The 19,901-nt window shown below is 72.5% G+C and carries 20 protein-coding genes; 13 read left to right on the top strand and 7 right to left on the bottom strand.

Features of this window, described 5'->3' with window-relative positions:
- Positions 1–210: 210 nt before the first annotated feature.
- The gene (locus ABH937_RS26430; protein WP_370219696.1) at positions 211–945 is read left to right on the top strand and encodes a winged helix-turn-helix domain-containing protein; all 735 of its coding nucleotides are present in this window, start codon (positions 211–213) and stop codon (positions 943–945) included.
- 91 nt (positions 946–1,036) lie between these two features.
- On the opposite strand, the gene ABH937_RS26425 is transcribed toward ABH937_RS26430, so the two are convergent.
- The 5 genes from ABH937_RS26425 to ABH937_RS26405 form a co-directional block, all read right to left on the bottom strand.
- The gene (locus tag ABH937_RS26425) at positions 1,037–2,026 is read right to left on the bottom strand and encodes an aldo/keto reductase (protein ID WP_370219695.1); all 990 of its coding nucleotides are present in this window, start codon (positions 2,024–2,026) and stop codon (positions 1,037–1,039) included.
- A gap of 146 nt (positions 2,027–2,172) precedes the next feature.
- Positions 2,173–5,451: an error-prone DNA polymerase gene (locus ABH937_RS26420; RefSeq protein WP_370219694.1), complete on the bottom strand. Its 3,279-nt coding sequence runs from the start codon at positions 5,449–5,451 to the stop codon at positions 2,173–2,175.
- 71 nt (positions 5,452–5,522) lie between these two features.
- Positions 5,523–7,205 carry a DNA polymerase Y family protein gene (locus ABH937_RS26415; protein WP_370219693.1) on the bottom strand — a complete coding sequence of 561 codons (1,683 nt, stop codon included), beginning with the start codon at positions 7,203–7,205 and terminating at the stop codon, positions 5,523–5,525.
- Between the two features lies 1 nt (position 7,206).
- On the bottom strand, positions 7,207–7,983 hold the full coding sequence (locus ABH937_RS26410; protein WP_370219692.1) for a hypothetical protein: 777 nt from the start codon (positions 7,981–7,983) through the stop codon (positions 7,207–7,209).
- 242 nt (positions 7,984–8,225) lie between these two features.
- Positions 8,226–8,726: a pyridoxamine 5'-phosphate oxidase family protein gene (locus ABH937_RS26405; RefSeq protein ID WP_280691579.1), complete on the bottom strand. Its 501-nt coding sequence runs from the start codon at positions 8,724–8,726 to the stop codon at positions 8,226–8,228.
- A gap of 261 nt (positions 8,727–8,987) precedes the next feature.
- On the opposite strand from ABH937_RS26405, the gene ABH937_RS26400 reads away from it, so the two are divergent.
- The 6 genes from ABH937_RS26400 to ABH937_RS26375 all read left to right on the top strand — a co-directional run bounded on the left by ABH937_RS26400 (position 8,988) and on the right by ABH937_RS26375 (position 13,138).
- Positions 8,988–9,434 carry an SRPBCC domain-containing protein gene (locus ABH937_RS26400; protein ID WP_280691578.1) on the top strand — a complete coding sequence of 149 codons (447 nt, stop codon included), beginning with the start codon at positions 8,988–8,990 and terminating at the stop codon, positions 9,432–9,434.
- Entirely contained in the window at positions 9,431–9,781 is a 351-nt protein-coding gene (locus tag ABH937_RS26395) for an ArsR/SmtB family transcription factor (RefSeq protein WP_370219691.1), read from the top strand. Before ABH937_RS26400 ends, ABH937_RS26395 begins: the two co-directional genes overlap by 4 nt.
- Positions 9,782–10,275: 494 nt before the next feature.
- Positions 10,276–10,770, top strand: coding sequence for an LURP-one-related/scramblase family protein (locus ABH937_RS26390; RefSeq protein ID WP_370219690.1), 495 nt, complete (start codon positions 10,276–10,278; stop codon positions 10,768–10,770).
- A gap of 98 nt (positions 10,771–10,868) precedes the next feature.
- Positions 10,869–11,336 (top strand): GbsR/MarR family transcriptional regulator, encoded by a 468-nt coding sequence (locus tag ABH937_RS26385; RefSeq protein WP_280691575.1) that lies wholly within the window; start codon positions 10,869–10,871, stop codon positions 11,334–11,336.
- 54 nt (positions 11,337–11,390) lie between these two features.
- A complete protein-coding gene (locus ABH937_RS26380) occupies positions 11,391–12,338 on the top strand; it encodes an ABC transporter ATP-binding protein (RefSeq protein ID WP_370219689.1) in 948 nt (315 codons plus the stop codon).
- On the top strand, positions 12,335–13,138 hold the full coding sequence (locus ABH937_RS26375) for an ABC transporter permease subunit (protein ID WP_280691573.1): 804 nt from the start codon (positions 12,335–12,337) through the stop codon (positions 13,136–13,138). Before ABH937_RS26380 ends, ABH937_RS26375 begins: the two co-directional genes overlap by 4 nt.
- Before the next feature lie 64 nt (positions 13,139–13,202).
- Here the strand turns inward: ABH937_RS26375 and ABH937_RS26370 are convergent, their stop codons facing one another.
- A complete protein-coding gene (locus ABH937_RS26370; RefSeq protein ID WP_370219688.1) occupies positions 13,203–14,099 on the bottom strand; it encodes an NAD-dependent epimerase/dehydratase family protein in 897 nt (298 codons plus the stop codon).
- Between the two features lie 401 nt (positions 14,100–14,500).
- Here ABH937_RS26370 and ABH937_RS26365 point away from each other — a divergent pair, with 401 nt between their 5' ends.
- The 3 genes from ABH937_RS26365 to ABH937_RS26355 are packed head-to-tail and all read left to right on the top strand — an operon-like array spanning position 14,501 to position 16,505.
- Positions 14,501–15,079 carry a DUF4865 family protein gene (locus ABH937_RS26365; RefSeq protein ID WP_370219687.1) on the top strand — a complete coding sequence of 193 codons (579 nt, stop codon included), beginning with the start codon at positions 14,501–14,503 and terminating at the stop codon, positions 15,077–15,079.
- Positions 15,080–15,138: 59 nt separating this feature from the next.
- Positions 15,139–15,549: a carboxymuconolactone decarboxylase family protein gene (locus tag ABH937_RS26360; RefSeq protein WP_280691570.1), complete on the top strand. Its 411-nt coding sequence runs from the start codon at positions 15,139–15,141 to the stop codon at positions 15,547–15,549.
- A complete protein-coding gene (locus ABH937_RS26355) occupies positions 15,546–16,505 on the top strand; it encodes a phosphotriesterase (protein ID WP_370219686.1) in 960 nt (319 codons plus the stop codon). Before ABH937_RS26360 ends, ABH937_RS26355 begins: the two co-directional genes overlap by 4 nt.
- An 86-nt stretch (positions 16,506–16,591) precedes the next feature.
- Here the strand turns inward: ABH937_RS26355 and ABH937_RS26350 are convergent, their stop codons facing one another.
- Positions 16,592–16,927, bottom strand: coding sequence for a MoaF N-terminal domain-containing protein (locus ABH937_RS26350; RefSeq protein WP_280691568.1), 336 nt, complete (start codon positions 16,925–16,927; stop codon positions 16,592–16,594).
- 189 nt (positions 16,928–17,116) lie between these two features.
- Between ABH937_RS26350 and ABH937_RS26345 the strand changes: the two genes are divergently transcribed.
- The 3 genes from ABH937_RS26345 (at position 17,117) to ABH937_RS26335 (ending at position 19,393) form a co-directional block, all read left to right on the top strand.
- Positions 17,117–17,311 carry a DUF1059 domain-containing protein gene (locus ABH937_RS26345; RefSeq protein WP_280691567.1) on the top strand — a complete coding sequence of 65 codons (195 nt, stop codon included), beginning with the start codon at positions 17,117–17,119 and terminating at the stop codon, positions 17,309–17,311.
- Between the two features lie 200 nt (positions 17,312–17,511).
- Positions 17,512–18,570 carry a class I SAM-dependent methyltransferase gene (locus ABH937_RS26340; RefSeq protein WP_280691566.1) on the top strand — a complete coding sequence of 353 codons (1,059 nt, stop codon included), beginning with the start codon at positions 17,512–17,514 and terminating at the stop codon, positions 18,568–18,570.
- A gap of 73 nt (positions 18,571–18,643) precedes the next feature.
- A complete protein-coding gene (locus ABH937_RS26335) occupies positions 18,644–19,393 on the top strand; it encodes a helix-turn-helix transcriptional regulator (protein WP_280691565.1) in 750 nt (249 codons plus the stop codon).
- Positions 19,394–19,901: the final 508 nt, after the last annotated feature.

Here is a 19,901-nt window from a genome sequence, read left to right as displayed (position 1 = left end):
ACAGCAGCCGAGGCCGTCAGGACCTCGAGCCGTTCTGGCCGTCCCGGCAGCCGCACCTCTTCGACCAGACCTGTCCGGGTTGGCCTCGCGCGTCCCGGCTCGCCCACCGCTGACCCCAGGTCCTACGACCTCCGGTCAGCTACGGGCTGCGGAGTCCGGTCCGACGCGCAGACGACGTCCACCCATCGTTCTGTGCGAAAGAGCTGCCTCATGCCTTCCTCCTCCTCGGCCACCCTGACCGCTCCCGCCGCCACCCCGCACCTGCGCGCCGTCCGCTCGGTCACTGCCGCGCCGACCACCGCCGAACGTCGGCACCCGGCGGCGGCCGGGCCGGCTGCACCAGCCGCACCGATCCTGCCGACCTTGCTGCCGATCGGTCATGCCCAGCTGACCGGGCAGCCGGGCGTGACTCCCGAACTGCTCGGCGTCCTGCCGCAGGGTGCCACCGTGGTCGCCTCGCTTCCGCACTCCGCCCTGCCGCAGGCCCTGCTCGCGCAGTACGGGGCTCAGCTGGGCACACCGGGCGGGGCGGCCCCAGCGATGGTGGGCTACCTGGTGCTGGTACCGGCTGAACTGGCGCCTGCCATGGCCGACGCGACGCCCACCGCTCCGATCGCGCTCGCCGCCCCGGAGCGCGGAGGCCGTCCGGCCCCGCGTGGGCTCAGCGTCGACCTGGACCGGCGCAGCGCCCACGTCGACGGCAAGCTGCTCGATCTCACCTACCTGGAGTTCGAGTTGCTCGCCCACCTGACCCAGTACCCGCAGCGCGTGCACACCCGCGACCACCTGGTCTCCGCCGTCTGGGGCTACGGCCACGTCGGCGACGGCCGGACGGTGGACGTTCATGTCGCCCGCCTGCGCCGCAAGTTGGGGGTCGGGCACCGGGACAGCATCGTCACCGTGCGGCGGGTCGGCTACAAGTACACGCCGATCAACCAGTTCTGACGTTCAGTCGTGCCGCAGTGCCGCAGTGCTGCCGGCCTTGCGGAGCCGAACTCGGCAGCACTGCGACTCAGTGGTTCAGCGGTTCAGTGGTTCAGTTACTCAGCCGGTCGATCTCGGCCAGTTCCTCGGCGCTCAGCGGTCCGGCCGCCAACGCGTCGAGGTTCTGGTCGAGCTGGGCCACGCTGCTGGCGCCGATGATCACCGAGACCACCCGGGGGTCACGCAGCACCCAGCTCAGCGCGAGCTGGGCCAGGCTCTGCCCGCGCTGCTGGGCGAGCTTGTCCAGGGCCCGCAGCTGCTCCAGCTTGGCCGGGGTCAGCGCCTCCTCCTTGAGGAAGTGCCCGACCGACATCCGGGAGCCGGCCGGCACCTCGCCGCTGAGATAGCGGTCCGTCAGCAGACCCTGAGCGAGCGGGGAGTAGGCGATCAGGCTGGTCTGGGTGTCGCCCACCGCGTCCAGCACGCCGTCCTCGACCCAGCGGTCCAGGATCGAGTAGCGGGACTGGTTGAGCAGCGCCGGAGCGCCCAGCTCGCGCAGGATCGCCACCGCCTCCCGGTGCTGCTCGGCCGGGTAGTTGGAGATCGCCGCGTAGAGCGCCTTGCCCTGCTGGACGGCCGAGGCGAGGGCGCCCATGGTCTCCTCCAGGGGCGTGTCGGGGTCGTAGCGGTGCGAGTAGAAGACGTCCACGTAGTCCAGGCCCATCCGGGCCAGCGACTGGTCCAGGCTGGCCAGCAGGTACTTGCGGCTGCCGCCGTCCCCGTAGGGGCCCGGCCACATGTCGAACCCGGCCTTGGAGGCGATGAACAGCTCGTCGCGGTACGGGCGGAAGTCCTGGGCGAACAGGGTGCCGAAGTTCCGCTCCGCCGAGCCGTACGGCGGGCCGTAGTTGTTGGCCAGGTCGAAGTGGTTGACGCCCCGGTCGAAGGCACGGCGCAGCACGGCGCGCTGCACCTCCAGCGGCTGGGTGTCGCCGAAGTTGTGCCACAGCCCGAGCGAGACGGCGGGCAGCTGCACGCCGCTGCGCCCGGCGCGGCGGTAGGTCATCGAGGTGTAGCGGGAGTCGACCGCGAGGTAGCTCATAGCGGCATCCTGCCAGGCCGTGCCAGGTACCGGGAGCGGCGCCACGGCCCTGTCGCACGCCGGCGTCATCATCGCGGACTCCCGGGAAGGCGGTGCCGGTGAGGACGTGGCGCCGCACGATGCTCCTTCGTCTCGTCGGTGCCGGATCAGATCGCCACCCGCAGCGGCCGGATCCTGGTGGCGACCACGTTGGTGGCGCCCTGGTTGCGTTCGACATGGCCGTGGATGAGCAGCCCGGCCCGGTCGAGGGCGGTGCGACGCTGGGGCTCCCAGACCGGGCGGTTGCAGACCACGTTGATCAGACCGGTCTCGTCCTCCAGGCTGAGGAAGAGCACCCCGCCCGCCGTGGGCGGTCGCTGACGATGCGTCACCAGTCCGCCGACCAGGACCGGGCTGCCGTGGGCCAGCGCGGGCAGGTCGACCGCGCAGGTGGCGCCGATATGGGTCAGGTCGGGGCGGACGTGCTCGACCGGGTGGCTGGTGGCGGAGGATCCGGTGGCCCACAGGTCGGCGATGGTCTCCTCGACGGGTGTCATCGCCGGGAGTTCGGGCGCGACCGTCCCCGGAGTGGTGCCGGGCAGCAGGCCCTTGTCGCCACCGAGGGCCAGGGCGCCAGCCGACCACAGGGCCTGACGCCTGGTCAACCCGAAGCAGCGGAACGCCCCTGCGGTGGCCAGCGCCTCCAGGACCGGAGCCGACAGGGCGGTGCGGTGCGCGAAGTCCTCCAGCCCCCGGTACGGTTGCCCGGCGGCCACCGCCTGCGCCTGCTCCTCGCCGAGACCGCGCACGGTGGCCAGCCCGAGCCGGATCGCCGGGTCGTCCCGAGATCCCTCCAGGGTCGGGCCCGCCGCGCTGAGGTTGACGTCCACCGGGTGCACCGTCACGCCGTGCCGACGGGCGTCCGTGATCAGGCTGAGCGGCGAGTAGAAGCCCATCGGCTGGTTCGCCAGCAGTGCGCAGGTGAAGGCCGCCGGGTAGTGGTACTTCAACCAGGCGCTGGCATACACCAGGTAGGCGAAGCTGATCGAATGGCTCTCCGGGAAGCCGTAGTTGGAGAAGGCCTCGATCTTGGTGAAGATGTCCTCGGCGATCTGTGACGGGATGCCGCGTTCCGCCATCCCGTCCAGCAGCCGCTGGCGCAGCTCGGCCACCCGCTGGTGCGAGCGCTTGGCGCCCATCGCCTGGCGCAGCCGGTCGGCCTCGGCGCCGGTGAACCCCGCGCAGTCGATGGCCAGTTGCATCATCTGCTCCTGGAACAGCGGGACTCCGAGGGTCTTGTCCAGGGCCCGTTTCATCAGCGGGTGCGGGCAGTCGGCCTTCTCCTGCCCGGCCCGGCGGCGCAGGTAGGGGTGGACCGAGCCGCCCTGGATCGGACCGGGCCGGATCAGGGCGACCTCCACCACCAGGTCGTAGAACTCGGTCGGCTTCAGCCTCGGCAGGGTGGACATCTGGGCCCGCGACTCGACCTGGAACACCCCGACGGTGTCGGCCCGGCAGAGCATCCGGTAGACCTTCTCGTCCTCCTTCGGGATGCTGTCGAGGTCGAGTCGGCGACCGTGGTGCTCGGCCACCAGGGTGCAGGCGTCGTGCAGGGCGGAGAGCATGCCGAGCCCCAGCAGGTCGATCTTGACCAGGCCCGCACCGGCCGTCGACTCCTTGTCCCACTGCAGCACCGAACGGCCCGGCATCCGGGCCCACTCGGTCGGGCAGATCTGGCCGATCGGCTGTCCGGTCAGCACCATGCCGCCCGAGTGGATGCCCAAGTGGCGTGGGAGTCCGCTGAGTTGGTTCCCCAGATCGAGCACGTCGGCCGGGATCACGGCGTCCGCGCCGGGGGCGGAGTGGAAGTCGACCTGCCGGGAGAAAGCGTTCACCTGGTCCATCGGGTAGCCGAGCACCCGCGCCGCGTCGCGCAGCGCGAGCCGCGGGCGGTAGGTGATCACGTTGGCCACCTGGGCGGCGTGCGCGCGGCCGTAGCGCTGGTAGACGTACTGGATCACCTCCTCGCGGCGCCGGTGCTCGATGTCCAGGTCGATGTCGGGCGGGCCGTCCCGCTCCATGCTGAGGAAGCGTTCGAAGAGCAGCCCGTAGTGGATCGGGTCGACGGCGGTGATGCCGAGCGCGTAGCAGACCGCCGAGTTGGCGGCCGAACCGCGCCCCTGGCACCAGATGTCCTGCTTGTGGCAGAACTCCACCAGGTCGTGGACGATCAGGAAGTAGCCCGCCAGGTCCCGCTGGCGGATCACGTCGAGTTCCCTGGCCAGCTGAGCCTGAGCCGCCTGGTGGCCCGGGCCGAAGCGGCGCTCCGCGCCCTGGAGCGTCAGTTCGCGCAGGCGGCTGAACCCGGTGTGCCCGTCCGGTACCGGGAAGACCGGCAACTCCGGCTTCAAGGTGGTGAATTCGAAGGAGCAGGCGCGGCCGAGTTCGGCGGTGGCCGCCCGCACCCCGGGGAACCGGGCCAGCCGGGCCGCCATCTCGGCCCCCGAGCGCAGGTGCGCGGTGCCCGCCGCCCTGGTCCACCCGGCGGCCTGGGAAAGCGTCTTCCGGGCCTGCAGTGCGGCCAGCCCCTGCGCCAGCCGCCCCTGGGCGGGGGAGGCGTGGTGCACGTTGTTGGAGGCGACCACCGCGAGGCCGGCCCGGGCGGCCAGTGCCGCCAGCGCGTCGTTGCGCGGGTCGTCCCCGGGCAGCCGGTGGTCGATCAGTTCGACGAAGACGTTCGCCGTCCCGAACGCCTCGGTGAGCAGCAGTAGTTCGCGCAGCGCTGCGTCCGGTCCGCGCTCCTCCAGGGCCCGCCGCACCCGGCCGTTGCGGCAGCCGGTGAGCACCGCCCACTCGCCGCCGTGCGCCTGGGCGAGTTCCTCGAACGTGTAGGCGGGCCGGCCCTTGCCCTCGCCGGCCAGCTGGGCGGTGGCGATCGCGGCGGACAGGCGCTGGTAGCCCTCGGCGGAGCGGGCCAGGACCAGTAGGTGCTCGCCACGCAGGCCTGGCGCACCAGGTGCGGTGGGCATGCCGGGTACGCCGGGGGAATGGGCCGCGTCGGGGGAGCCCCGCAGGTTGAGCTCGGCGCCGAAGACGGTGCGCAGGCCGGTGTCCTTGGCGGCCAGATGGAGCCGGACCGCACCGTAGAGCCCGTCGTGGTCGGTGATCGCCAGGGTCTCCACGCCCAGCCGCAGCGCCTCGGCGACCAGGTCCTCCGGTTCGCTCGCGCCGTCCAGGAAGCTGAACGCGGAGTGCACGTGCAACTCGGCCCAGGGGACGCCCTTACGGGGCCCGGACGGCCGGGGTGGCCCGGGCAGGCGCAGCACGTCGGCGCCCGCACCCGGGTCCGGGTGGTGGCCGCCGTCCCGGCCGTGCGTCCGGTCGCGGCCGTGCATCCGGTCCCGGAGTTCGCTCCAGGGGAGCTTGGACTGACTGTCGAATCCCATGGTGCCGGGCCGTTCGTTCTTCGTGCTGCTCGGAAGTTCCGTTTGAAATCTCGCCGTCGACTGATGGATCGTCAGGTATAGGCCGCCTCCACCGCCCAGCCCCCGCCCTCCAGGACGAGCAGCAGCGCCCGCCCGTCGGCGAGGGTGACCTGGAACCGGGCCCGGCGCCGCGCCAGGTCCGGGTCCCACCACCGCTCGACGGCGGGCCACGGCCCGGCCCAGCCGGTGATCACCGTCACCCGTCCGTCCAGCACCAACTGGACCGGCGGCGCGGAGACCTCGGCCCGCCCGGTCACGGTGACCGGCAGCCCGGCCGTGTCCAGCACGGTCACCGGCACCGGCGCCGACGGCACCACGCCGGGCGCCGGGTGGCCGAGCCGTCCCGGCCAGGGCGCGTCCCGGTCGGCGGCCGGCGCAGGGCGCTCGCCCCAGGGCACCCTGACCAGCACCTCGTCCGGACCGCGCCCGCCGATCCGTTCCACCCGGCTCAGCCCGCCGTACCCCAGCAGCGCCTGCACCCGGGCCGCCGCCCGCTCCACCCGGTCCTCGACCACCGCCTGGCCCCAGAGCGCCAACTGCCGCCCGTGGTCGGCCACCAGCTCGTCCGGCGCCAGCCGCAGCGCGGTGAACCCGCCGGCGGTGGGCGCGAAGAACCCCGAGCCCTGCCAGGCCTGCAGCTGCCAGCGCACCCGTTCGGCCAGCGCGGGCGCGGACAGCCTCCCCTCGTGCTGCCAGAGCCGGGCGGCGCTGCTGCCGTCCGCGCAGGTCACCTCCACGGCCACCCGGCGGCAGGCCAGCCCGGCCCCGGCCAGCGCCTCGTGCAGGCGCTCGGCGAGTGCGCGGCCGACGAAGACCAGCGGTTCGACCAGCAACTCGGGCGGGTCGAAGCGCTGCTCGACCGCCAGGTCGGGCCCAGCCGTTCGACCGGCCGGCGGGCGGGCGGTCCGGCCTCGGGCCAGCCGGTGCGCGGCTCGCCCGGCGGGCCCGAACCGGTCGGCCACGGTGGCCGCCGGCAGCCGGGCGAAGTCGCCCAGCGTGGGCACGCCGAGCCGCACCAGCAGCTCGGCCAGCGGTTCGTCCTCCAGCGCGGCGACCGGGTAGGGGGCCAGGAACTCGGCCGTCCGGCCGGCGGGCACCAGCACCCCGGCGCGGGCGGCGAGCGCGGCGGCGAAGACGCCGTCCGCCACCCCGGCCTGCGGGGCTGGGGCAGCGGTGGGCTCAGGGGCGGCAGCCGGCGCCGTCACCGGCGTCACCGGCCCGCCCCAGTCCGTGTCGCGGTCCGCCTCCGCCCCCTCGCCCACCCGCAGCTCGGCCAGCGCCGCCAGCACCGCCGCGACCAGTGCCCGCTCCCCGCCGAAGTAGCGGGCCGGTCCCTTCACCTGGATCGCGCAGAGCCCGGGCCGCAGCACCTCCACCCGAGGCGTGAACGACTCGACGGCGACCAGCACGGGCTCGAAGCAGCGGGTCTCGCCCGCCGGGTCCCGCTCCCGCAGCCGCAGCTCGGGGCAGAGCCGGTGGGCCAGCCGGAGCCGCTGCCCGCGTCGTACCCCGGCCAGCCGCGCCGCGTTCGAACAGGCCAGCACTCGGCCGCCCTCCACCACGGCCACCGCCTGGCCGGGCTCCGCCACTCCGCCGGTGGCGACGATCGGCCAGTCCGGGTACCAGATCACCAGCACGCGCACCGGGTCGACCAGGACGTCATCGGCCAAGGCCTCACCGGTACCGGCGGCGTCACTCTTCTCGACAGCAGTCATCTCACACCGCCGTCAGCCGCCCCCGTCCCACCGCGTCGCCCGACTCCTCGTCGAGCCCCACCCCGACGGCGGCGGGCCCGAGGGCACCGTCCCGCGTCTCGTCCATCCCGGAGGTCATCCCGGAGGCCGCCCCGGAGGTCATCCCCGGGGCCGCACCAGATGCCGCCCCCGGGGCCTCCGCCGCCGCCCGGACCACCCCGTGCTCGTCCGGCAGCCAGACCCGCGCCGTCCGCCCACGCGCGGCCGCGCCCCGGCCCTCGACCTGAACCAGCGCCTGCCGCCCGGCCAGCAGCCCGTACCCGGGCCCGAGCCCGACCCAGCGGCTCTCCCGCACGCTCAGCCGCAGCTCCGCCCCCGGCCACTCGCCGGCCACCAGCAGCACGCACCCGCTCCGCCGCAGCACCGCCCCGAGCCGGGCCGCCAGCTGCGGCGCCACCACCCCGGACGGGCGCAGCAGGATCACCTCCACCGCCCCCGCCAGCGCCGCCACCACCTCGGGCCACTGCCGCCCGGGCGCGTCCACCAGGAGCAGCCGCCCGGGGTCGATCCCGTACCCGCTGGCCGCCAGCAACCCGAGCTCGGGCAGCCCCACCGCCGCGTACCACCCGTCCCGGTTCCCCGAGGCGAGCGCCAGCAGCAACCCGGCGTCGTCCTGCACCGACACCGCCACCCCACGCCGCAATCCGCCCGCAGGCAGCATCCCGGCCAGCGCGGCGGGCACCGGCACGGGCGCCGGCGCCGGTGCTGCCTGTGGCTGGAGGAGGACGGGGGTGGCCATGGGTCCAGGATCGAACATCCGTTCGCAAAGATTCAAGTCAGAATCGAACTAGTGCGCCAATTCGATGGGCGCGGTCACGCTCGGTGTCACAGCGCCGGCGCAAACTGTCACCGGGATCGACCAGGGCGTGAGGTCGTCGGTGGCTCGGTCTCCTCCCGGCGGGGCTACCTGCGGTCAGGTCGACCTCCGCTGCGACGGGACGCCGGTCCACACAGGTCAACGCGACTCGTGAGTGAGGGTGTTCAGGCGCCGCGTTCGCGCTCGTCCCGCTGCCGGGCCAGCTCCTCGACCGCGCTCGGGAGGGTCGTCTCGAAGTCGATCAGTTTCGCCCACGTCGGGGTCACCACGATCCGGACCATGCCGTCGTAGAGCGAGCGGACGCCGGCCTCCCACTCGACCCGTTGCTCGGGTGTCATCGTGTAACTGCCGTTCATCTGGAGGAACTCGTCCGGGATGCCCTCGACGGCGTCCAGCTCGGCCCGGCCGCGGATGAGCAGGATCTTCGGTGGGTGCACCTCGGTGTCGATCGTCAGGGCAACCGCCGGGTTGTGGCGCAGGGCCGGTAGCTTCGCGGCGTTCTTCGCTGTGCACATGACGAATTCCGAGCCGTTCCAGACGAAGCCGATCGGAATGGCCCGGGGTGTGCCGTCCTTGGCGACGTAGGCCAGGCGGGTCAGGTCGCGGGCCAGGAGTTCCTGGCTGATCGGACGGTTCAGGACCTCGGAAATCTCGCTCGGCCGCATGGTTCGGACCCACCTTCCAACGGTCGTCCACCAGTCTCCCCAGCTTAGGAGGTCCCGGGAGCCCGGGCCCTGGTCGCGAGAGTGCTGGTGCGGATCTGCGCAGCCCTGGCCCCCGCTGCCGGATGCCGGCCGCATCCGATGAGGCCGATGGAGAGCGGCTCTCGATCGCTGTGCAACCTCTAGGTTGCACCTGAAGAGACGATGTGCAACTCTGAAGTTGCATCCAATGGCGGAAGTAGTGGACGGAAAGGAGATCCCCTCATGAGCGAGGACCGGATCGAACGCGAAACCCTGATCGGGGCGCCCCTGGAGCGGGTCTGGTCGCTGGTGGCCCAACCCGGTTTCTGGGTGGCCGACAAGGCCAGCCTGCCCGGCACCGTGGCCAGGGCGGGCGAGTCGATGGTGGCGAAGAACTCCGAGTACGGCGATTTTCCGGTGCGCGTGGAGAAGGTCGAACCGCCGACGTACCTGGCGTACCGCTGGGCCAGCGCGTTCCCCGGGGCGGAGCTGCGCGAGGACAACAGCACCCTCGTGGAGTTCACGCTGACCCCGGAAGGCGACAGGACGAGGCTGCGCGTCGTGGAGAGCGGGTTCGCGGCGCTGGCCGGGTCCGAGGAGCTGCGCGGCAAGGCGGTCACGGACAACACCGGCGGCTGGCCCCTGGAGCTCGACGCGCTCAAGAAGCGCGCGGAGGAGTCGTCCGCGTGACGGAGGAACCCCGCGCCGCCGGGCCGGTCGACAGCGTCCTGGCCGCACTGGCCGACCCGACGCGGCGTCAGCTGCTGGATCTGCTGGCCGCCCAGGGCGAGGCCACTGCCACCACGCTCGCCGAAAGGCTTCCCGTCTCGCGGCAGGCGGTGGTCAAGCACCTCGCCGTCCTGGACACCGCCGGGCTGGTCTCCGGAAGCCGGGTCGGCCGCGAGGTGCGGTACGCGGTGCGGTCCGCAGCGCTGGACGCGACCGCGCGTTGGGTGGCCTCGCTCGCGGCCGACTGGGATCGGCGACTGGCAACCATCAAGCGCCTCGCCGAGGCGGCGGAACAGGATTCGTCCTAGGGCCTCTCTTACGGATCTTGTCGGATCAGCGCGCGGCTCCCCCAGCCTTCGGCCGGGAGGTGCCCCCACGGCGCCCGGCTGGGCGTGCCGGCGGATCGTCCTCGTACTGGGTCGTACTTGGATGATTCGCCGGTGCGTCCAGGCGGGATGTCCGGCGTCGCGCGCCCGGCAAGATCCGTACGAGAGGCCCTAGCCGGAAGACCGTTCAGCAGCACCCCGCACGAGCTGGCGTCGGCACCCGAACGGGTCCCGGTGAGTGACCGTCAGCGGTCACCGGTGTCAGCCGCGCACCGGATCCACCGTGAACAGCGGCTCGCAGCCGGCCGGGATTCCCCCCGGCCGGCTGCGCCGCCACCCGCACCCTGACCGCGAACCGCCGAGCGGCGCCGCGCATCGCGGTCACACCGTGGTAGCCGGGTGTTCCGCGCGCGATGGGCCAGGATGTCCCTGGCGCGGTGGTGCCGCGCGACGAGGACGAGACGAGGAGCGGGCCGGTGGGGAAGTACCAGGTCAGGGAGAAGATCTTCGCGATCGGGGACGACTACTGGATCGAGGACGAGCACGGCGAGAAGGCGTTCCTGGTGGACGCCAAGGTGCTGCGCATCCGTGACACCTTCGAGCTGCGCGACCCGAACGGCCGGGTGGCGGCGGTGATCAAGGCGAAGGCGCTGTCGATCCGGGACGCCATGAAGATCGAGGACGCGCACGGGGAGGTGGTCGCCACGGTGCGCAAGAAGCTCTTCACGCCGTTCCGCGACAAGTACCACGTCGAGCTGCGTGACGGTGGGGAGTTGGAGATCCACGGCGACCTGATCGACAAGGACTACCGGATCGAGCGGCACGGCGAGAAGGTCGCCGAGATCTCCCGCAAGTGGTTCCGGTTCCGCGACACCTACGGAGTCCGGATCGCCGACGAGGCGGACACCGCTCTGCTGCTCGCGGTGGCGGTCTGCGTCGACCACCTGGTGCACCAGGAGAACGGCGGCTGACGCGGCGTCGGGATCCGCCCCGCCGCTCCAGCTCTTGCCCTGGGCTTGCCGGAGGCGTTGAATGTTCAGTAGATTCTGAACGTTCGAAACCGGATGCGATGGCAATGGATCGGGAAGCCAAACAGCGCTACGCCGAGGAGTTCGGCCTGCTCTACTCCACGCTGGGCATGCCGCCCGCGTACGGCAAGCTCCTGGGCTGGCTGATGATCTGCGACCCGCCGGACCAGACCAGCACCGAACTGGCCCGGGCGCTCCAGCTCTCCAAGGGCTCGGTGTCCACCGGCATGCGCATGCTGGAGGGCGCCAAACTCGCCCGGCGGGTGACCCGGCCGGGGCAGCGGGGGCATGCCTACGAGGTGCTCCCCGACGCCCTGATCACCGGGACCATGAACGGCAAGGCCATCTGGGGCGCCCTGAGTGTCCTGATGGCCAAGGGCGTTGAGCTGATCGGGGACGAGGACGCGCCGGAGGCCCGGCGGGTGCGCATCGCGAGGGACTTCTTCGCCTTCATCGCCGAGCGGGTGCCGGACCTCATCGAGGAATTCAAGCGGGACAACGGGCTGTAGCGGCACCGGGCAGAACCGGAGCCGGAAGCCAGAAGCAGGAAGAAGGGGGTGGCGATGACCGACATCGCCGTCGAAACGGCCGGGCTGGCCAAGCGGTACGGGAACGCCCGCACCGGCAGGACCGCCCTGGTCGGCCTCGACCTGACCGTGGAGCGCGGCGAGGTGTTCGGGTTCCTCGGGCCCAACGGCGCCGGGAAGACCACGACGATCCGCCTCCTGCTCGACCTCATCCGGCCCACGTCCGGAACGGTCCGCGTGCTGGGCGCCGATCCGCGCGACAACGCGCGGCTGCGGGGCCGGATCGGCTACCTCGCCGGGGACTTCCGGATCGACGGCCGCCAGACCGGACGCGAGGCGCTGACGTACCTCGGCGACCTGCGCGGCGGCGTCCCCGCCGCCCGCACAGCCGAGCTCGCCGAGCGCCTCGACCTCGACCTGACCCGCCGGATCAGCACCCTGTCGAAGGGCAACCGGCAGAAGGTCGGCGTCGTCCAGGCGTTCATGCACGCCCCGGAACTGCTCATCCTGGACGAGCCGACCAGCGGCCTGGACCCGTTCCTTCAGCAGCGGTTCGTCGAGCTGGTCCAGGAGGCCAGCGCCAACGGCCAGACCGTCTTCCTCTCCTCCCACGTGATGAGCGAAGTGCAGCAGACGTGCCGACGAGTCGGCGTCATCCGCGACGGTGAACTGGTCACCGTCGCGGATGTCGAGCAGCTGCGCCAGTCGGCGCACCGCAAGGTCGAGATCGCCTTCGCCGAGCGGGTCGGCGCCGAGGTCTTCGAGGCACTGCCCGGACTGCAGAACACCGTCGTCACCGACACCCCCGACGGCGCGAGCGTGCTGCGCGCGATCCTGACCGGCAGCCCGGACGCGCTGCTGAAGGCCGCCGCCCGGTTCGAGGTGACCAGTCTGCTGGCCGAGGAGCCGGAGTTGGAGGAGATCTTCTTCACCTTCTACGAGCACGGCTCCACCGGGAACGGATCGAAGGAGTTCGCAGCATGAGCAGCACCGTCTTCCGCAAACACCTGACGGACAACCGGCGCGGCTTCCTGGGCTGGGCGCTGGCGATCACCGCGGTGGCGGCGATGTACTCGTCGATGTGGCCGGTCCTGGGGCGGAACTCGAGCCTGTCCAGCGCGATCAACTCGTTCCCGACGGCGATGCGCGACGCGTTCCACCTCCAGGACTACGGCACCGCCGCAGGCTACTTCGGCTCCACGGTCTTCGGCCTGCTCGTCCCGATCCTGCTCGCCGTGTTCGCCGTCGCCGCCGGGACGAAGTCGATCGCCGGTGACGAGGAGGCCGGGACGCTCGACCTGGTGCTGGCCCACCCCGTCCGGCGGGTGCGGCTGGCGGCCGCCCGCTGGCTCGCCGTGCTGGCCGCGATCGTCCTGGTCGGAGTGGTGCTGCTGCTCGTGGAGCTCGCCATCCGGGTACCGGCCGAGTTCACCACGATCAGCACGGCGAACCTGGCCGCCATGACCTTCCAACTGGTCCTGTTCGGATGCTGCTTCGCCTCGATCGCCTTCGGCATCGGCGCCTACACCGGCCGCCGGCTCTACGCCGTCGTCGGCGGCGCCTACGCGACGGTCGCGTCCTACCTGTGCGACTCGTTCCTGCCGCAGATCAACGGCCTGCACTGGGTCCAGGCCATCTCACCGTTCTCCTGGTACCTGGGAGGCGACCCGTTGCGGAACGGCATCCAGTGGACGCACTGCGCGCTGCTCGCCGGGTTGAGCCTCTGCTGCGCCGCCGTCGGGATCCGGGGCTTCGACCGGCGGGACGTGGCGCAGGGAGGCTGACGCCCGACCCGGACTTCGGCGCACACGTCCACCGCCGGGCGGTTCCCCGGTCTCTGACCACCTCTCACCGGTCCTTGCCGGAGCGGTAGTCGGCGAACCCGTCCCGCCAGGACGCCCGGGTCGGGCGCCAGCCCCGGGTCACCCGGGCCAGCGTGTTGTCGGCGCCGCGCTCCCAGCCGGCCCGCCCGGTGCCGTCCCCGCTCGCGTCCCCCGTCGCCGGGACCGCCGCGGGCGCCGGTGCCCCGAGGGCGGCGGCCAGCGCCGGGACCCAGTCACGCGCCGGGGCCGGCTCGTCGTCCACGATGTTGACCGTCCCGCTGGGCCAGTCCAGCGCCGCGAGCGCCGCCAGCGCCGCGTCCTCGACGTGCAGGAACGAGCTCACCGCGGCGCCGGCGGCCAGCTCGCCCCGGTGCAGCCGCTGCGCCATCAGCCCGCCGGGCGCATACCAGGTGCCCGGGCCGTAGAGGGTGCCGTAGCGCAGCACCACGTGCTCGGGCAGCTCGGCGGCGGCCTGCTCCAGCGCGCGCAGCCCGCCGACCGTGGTGGCGCGCGGTTCCTCGATGGTGTCGTCCAGCGGAGTGGCCTCGGTGGCCGGGGCATCGCCGCCCTGGTACGCCCAGGAGATGGACTGCGCGACGATCCGGCCCACCCCGGCGCGCTGCGCGGCATCCACCAGGTTGCGGGTGCCCTCGCGGCGGATCCTGGCGTTCGCGGCGAGGTCGACGTCGGCGAGCGCGGTCAGCTGGTGCATGATCGCGTCCGGCGCGGCCTCGGCGACGGCCCGCTCGACCGCCGCCCGGTCGAAGACGTCCAGCGGCACCGCCTGGGCCCCGCGCTCGCGCAGCCGGGCCAGGCGCTCGGCGGAGCGCGAGGTGGCGACGACCTGGTGACCGGAGTCCAGCAACAACGGCAGCAGCCGGCGGCCGATGGCGCCGGTGGCCCCGGCGAGCAGGATGCGCATGATGGTGCTCTCTTTCGCTTGACGGTGATGCCGATATGTCGATCCGGCATGTCGATCAGGTGGCATGTCGGTCTGACGGCATGTCGACCTGGTGATGTGTCAGCCCGGCTGCTCGGCAGCTGGCTCGGCTCGCCGCTCAGCGAGCCGCCCGCCCGCGTGGGGGTGCGGGCGGGCGGCGGTCAGGTGGGGGAGCAGCAGTTCGGGCGAACGCGTCGAGCGGCACCACGCAGATGGGTGGGCGTGGCGAACAACGCGTGAAGATTCAACAATTCAGATCACACTATTCCGTGTCTGCATGTCCCTGTCCAGCCTTTTTCGAACATTAACGCGCACCTACTGTACCTACCAGTATGTACAGTAGCCTTGCGAAGCAGCCGAAGGCAGGAGAGAGGACGCACCCGATGCACGCGATGCAGTACGAGATCACGCTGCCGGCCGACTACGACCTGGACATCATTCGCCGCCGGGTCGCGACGAAGGGTCAACTGCTGGACCAGTTCCCGGGTTTGGCGCTGAAGGCCTATCTGCTCCGGGAGCGCGGGGTGGCCGGTTCACCGGTCAACCAGTACGCGCCGTTCTATCTCTGGCGGGCGGACGAGGGGGCGAACCGCTTTCTCTGGGGACCCGGATTCCGTGGCCTCAGCGAGGACTTCGGGCGGCCGGTGGTCCGTTCCTGGCTCGGTCTGGCCGTCCAGGACGGACCTGGGCGCGAGGGGGCCCCGACCGCCGCCACCCGCCTCCGTACACCCATCGGGCCCGACCAGGACCCGGCCGAGGCGATCGAGTCGGCGCTGGCCGACCTGCCCGCCGACCGCCCGGGCGCGCACACCACCGCGCTGGCCGTCGACACCACTTGCTGGGAGCTGCTGACCTTCACCCTCTGGACCGCGACGCCCGGCCCCGAGTACGGCGAGCGCTACCAGGTCCTGCACCTGAGCCGTCCCGAACTGGCTCAACTGCCGCGCGGCCGGCACTGGTGACGAACAGTCACCCCGCCACAGCCACAGCCGCCCCGACCTCAAGAGCCAGGAGCATCCCCATGGACTTCGATCTGACCCGGGCCCGCCTCGATCGCGCGGCCGGCTACCGCCTGCTGGACGAACTGCAGGACCGCGAGACGCAGCAGGCCGCCCTGCCCGCGCTGGAGCGGATCGCCCCGGGCTTCCCGGACTGGATCGTGACCAGCCTCTTCGGCGGCACCTACCAGCGCCCGGGCCTGGAGCACCGCGACCGTCAGCTGATCAACATCACCGCGCTGGCCGCCCTCGGCGGTGTCGACCCGCAGCTCACCGGGCACATCCGCAGCGGCCTGCGGGTCGGGCTGACCCGGCAGCAGGTGGTCGAGGTCTTCGTCCACCTCGCGCCCTACCTCGGCACCCCGAAGGCGCTCGCCGCGCTGCGCGTCGCGGCGGCCACCTTCGAGGCGCTGGACGCGCGGGAGCAGGCATGACCGCCGAAAGCACCGCCACCGCCGAAAGCACCGCCACCGCCGAAAGCACCGCCGCCGTCCGCACCGTGCTCGGCGATCTCGATCCGGCCGAGCTGGGCGTCACCGACGCGCACGACCATCTCTTCCTCCGCAGCCCCAGGCTCCCCGGTCAGGAGCTGGACGACCCGGTCGCCGCGGGCGCCGAACTCGTGGCGTTCCGCGCGGCGGGCGGGCAGGCGGTGATCCAGTGGACGCCGTACGGCATGGGCCGTCGCGCCGCCGAACTGCCCGCCCTGGCCCGGGCGGCCGGCGTGCACCTGGTCGCGGCCACCGGGCTGCACCAGGCCGGGCACTACGAGCGGCTCCCCGACCTCGACACCCTCGCCGAACTCTTCGTCCGCGAGCTGACCGTGGGCATCGGCACCGGACCCGACGCTCCCCGGGCCGGCCTGATCAAGGTCGCGGGCGGCTACCACGGCCTGGACGCGCACGCCCGCCGCACCATGACGGCCGCCGCCGAGGCGCACCACGCCACCGGCGCGCCGATCGCCGTCCACCACGAGCACGGCACCGCCGCCCCCGAGGTGGCCGAACTGCTCTGCGACCGCCTCGGCGTGCCGCCGAGCAGCCTGATCCTCGGCCACCTCAACCGCTACCCCGAGCCGAGGGTCCACCAGGACCTGGCCGCCACCGGCGCCTACCTGGCCTTCGACGGACCCTCCCGCGCGCACCACGCCACCGACTGGCGGTTGCTCGACTGCCTGGTCACGCTCGCCGAGGCAGGCTACGGCGAGCGCCTGCTGCTCGGCGGGGACACCGTGGTCAGGTCGGCGCGGGCGGCCGACGGTGCGGGCCCGGGGATGCCGTTCCTGCTCATCGGCCTGCGCCCGAGGCTGCACCGCGCGCTGGGCGAGGAGCGGACCGACCTGATCTTCCGGCAGAACCCGGCCCGCGCCTTCGCGGCCGAGTGGCGCTGAGCGGCGGCGGAAGTGGCAATGGCGACGACAGCCGCACGCGGGCTCGGGCGGTCAGACCTGACGGAACATCAGGACTGTCCGGAGCGTCAGGCCACCGGCTGCAGCGTCCCGGTGTGCAGCTCGCCGACCCGGCCGCCCTCGCCCTCGTAGGTCCAGAACACCCGGACCGTCAGCGCCGCCAGATCCATCACGTGGCTGATCGTCATGCCGCTCTGCTCGGTCCAGCTCACGAAGTACACCTCCGGCGCGACCTGCGCGACGTGCAGCGCCACGTCCTCCCACTGGCCCGCCGACTCACCGAGGCCCTCCCAGCGCAGCCGCCGGCCGTCGGCCGAGTAGGCGTTGCGGAAGGTGGCGCCGTTGTCGACCTGGAAGAGGTAGGTCCGGCCGGCGAAGCCGGGCAGGGCAGCGGTCTCGGTCATGCTGGGGGAGGTCCTCTTCTCTGGCGGGTGTCCGGTCCGGAGCCCGGAGGTCGTGCGCCCCCAAAGCTATCCGACCGGCCCGGCGGAGAGACAATGGTTCCGCGACACGCGTGTGCTGCCGCGCGCCGGTCCTCCGGCCAGCGGGTGGCCCGCCGACGGGTGCGGCACGGCGCGGTCGGGAGGTCGATCATGCGCAAGGTCGCCGACTGCCGGGAATTCCCGAGTGAGATGAACTGCACCCTCGCCATCTCCGGCGAGGAGGAAGAGGTCGTGCGGGCCGCCGCCGAGCACGCGGTCTCGGTGCACAGCCACACCGACTCCAAGGAGCTCCGCGACCAGATCCGGTCCGGACTCAAGGACGAGCTGATCCTTCAGCACACCTGACGCCGGATGTACCTGGAACACCTGACACATCTGTCCCACCTGGCACACCGGATGCACCTGGAACACCTGGCACACCGGTTCCATCTGGGGACGGACGGTCAACAGCACACGCCCCGCCCCGGGTCCGTACGGAGAATTCCGTATGGCCCGGAGCGGGCGCCTTCTGCTGGGCTGGGAGGAGCACCGAGGAGGTGGGTCCGATGGCGGTTGACGAGGACAAGGTGATGGAGTTCCTGGGCCGGGTGGTGACCGACGGCGGAGCCGCCGTGGCCGGGTTGTGCACCTCGCTCGGCGACCGGCTCGGCCTGTACACCGCGATGGCCGGCGCCGGGCCGATGACCGCCGCCCAACTCGCCGCGCGCACCGGACTGCACGAGCGCTACCTGCGCGAGTGGCTGGCCGCCCAGGTGGCCGGTGAGTACGTGAGCTACGACCGGGACACCGACAGCTACCTGCTGCCCGACGAGCACGCGGCCGTGCTGGCCGATCCGACCGCGCCCACCTACGCGGCCGGGTTCTTCACGATGATGCAGGCGCTCTACGGCACCGAGGACCTGCTGATGGACGCGTTCCGCACCGGACAGGGGGTGGGCTGGGAGGAGCACAGCGACGCCCTGTTCGCCGGCACCGCCAAGTTCTTCCGCCCCGGTTACGCGGGCTCCCTGGTCGCCGACTGGATCCCCGCCATGAACGGCACCGAGCGCAGGCTGATGGCGGGTGCCGAGGTCGCCGACGTGGGCTGCGGGTACGGCTGGTCCACCATGCTGATGGCCAAGGCCTACCCGGCCTCGCGCTTCCACGGCTTCGACTTCCACCAGCCCTCGATCGACCGCGCCCGGGAGCTCGCGACGGAGCAGGGCCTGGCCGACCGGGTCAGCTTCGAGGTGGCCGGCGCGCAGGACTTCCCCGGTGACGGCTACGACCTGATCACCTTCTTCGACTGCCTGCACGACATGGGCGACCCCGGCGCCGCGCTGCACCACGCCGAGCGGGCGCTGGCCACCGACGGCGCCTGCATGATCGTCGAGCCGAACGCCTCGGCGGAGGTCGAGGAGAACATCAATCCGGTCGGCCGCGCCCTGGTCTCCGCCTCGGTGGCCATCTGCCTGCCCTCCGCCCTCGCCCAGCACGGGCCGCAGGCGATGGGCAACCACGCCGGTGAGGAGGCCATGCGCCACCTCGCCGACGACGCCGGCCTGCACCACTGGAAGCTGGCCGCCGAGAGCCCGGTCAACCGGGTCTACGCCGCCGCCCGGTAGCGCAGTCCCGCTCCGGCCGGGTTTGTCGGGACCCGGCTTGACCCGGCCTCCGCCACGGGAGCACGCTCGTTGCGTGACACCGTCCGGAGAGGCCGGGCTGCGGCGGATCTGCGCCGTGATCGACCTGCTGCTCGACGCCGTCGACGAGGAGACCCTCCTGCCGGCGCTGTTCCCCGTGCTGCTCCGCGCGGTTCCGGGCGACAGCCTCACCTGGTCCACCCGCACCCCCAGCGGGCGCCATCCGGTCACCCTGCCCGGCGCGCTCTTCACCCCGCAGGCGATGGCGGACTTCTTCCGGTACGCCCCCGAGGACGCGCTGTTCCGGCACACCAACAGCGGCAGCGGCGTCCCGCTGCGCCGCTCCGACCTGATGTCCCGCACCGAGTACCACCGTCTGGGCACCTATGGTGCGACGCTCGGTCCGATCGGCGCCGAGTACCAGTTGGCGATGGCCTTCCCGGCCGGCTGGGCACCCGGTGGCGGCCGTCGCACCGTCGCACTGATCGTCAACCGGACCGGCAGCGACTTCCCCGACGCCGACCTGGACTCAGCCGTGCTGCTCCGCACCCGGCTGACCCACGCCCTGGACCGCCTGGCGCCGCCTGTCGCGGCGCCGCCGGTCGACCTCACCGCCCGCGAGGCGGACGTCCTCGACCTGCTGGCCCGAGGCATGACGGACGTGCAGATCGGGCACCGGCTCGCCGTCTCCGCCCGCACCGTGGACAAGCACCTGGAGCACGCCTACGCCAAGCTGCGGGTGCACAGCCGGGTGGCGGCCGCCGCGGTGTGGCGGGACGTGAGCCGCGGCATTGAGCGGGCCTGACCGCGGCATTGAGCGGACCTGACCGCGGTGGCACCATGGAGGTGAAGGGGTGCCGAAGGAGACGAACTTCGGCGACCGCGGCCGCCACATCCACCCGGAGGAGACGAACCCCGGGGCCCGACGGCGACCGCGCGTGATCCGGCATCCGGGCGCCGGCTCCGTGGAGCCCGAGGGGTATGGCGATCAAGCGACTCCGCGGTGTACCTGGGATCGCGTTCACAGCGTTTTCGACACCATGAACGGCACGCCCCCAGGGGTGGGGACGTGTTCACCTCATCAGTGAGCCCCGCCGGGCACGGCGGACGCCCACCGGGCCCCGCGCGCGACGCGTCGCCGATCCCCGACCGTGCCGACCGTGTCGCTCGACCAGGCACGACCGATCCCCGACCCCGCGCAGGACGGCCACCTCACCACTTATCTGCCCTAGGCACCCACTGGCCCGCGGTCTCGCGAACCGCGGGCCAGTGCGCTACCCGTTCCGGGTGGCCGTGCGGGCCTCACGCAGCGG

The sequence above is a fragment of the Kitasatospora sp. GAS1066B genome, assembly GCF_041262605.1.
Taxonomy (GTDB): domain Bacteria; phylum Actinomycetota; class Actinomycetes; order Streptomycetales; family Streptomycetaceae; genus Kitasatospora.
This window is presented reverse-complemented; position numbering and strand designations above follow the sequence as displayed.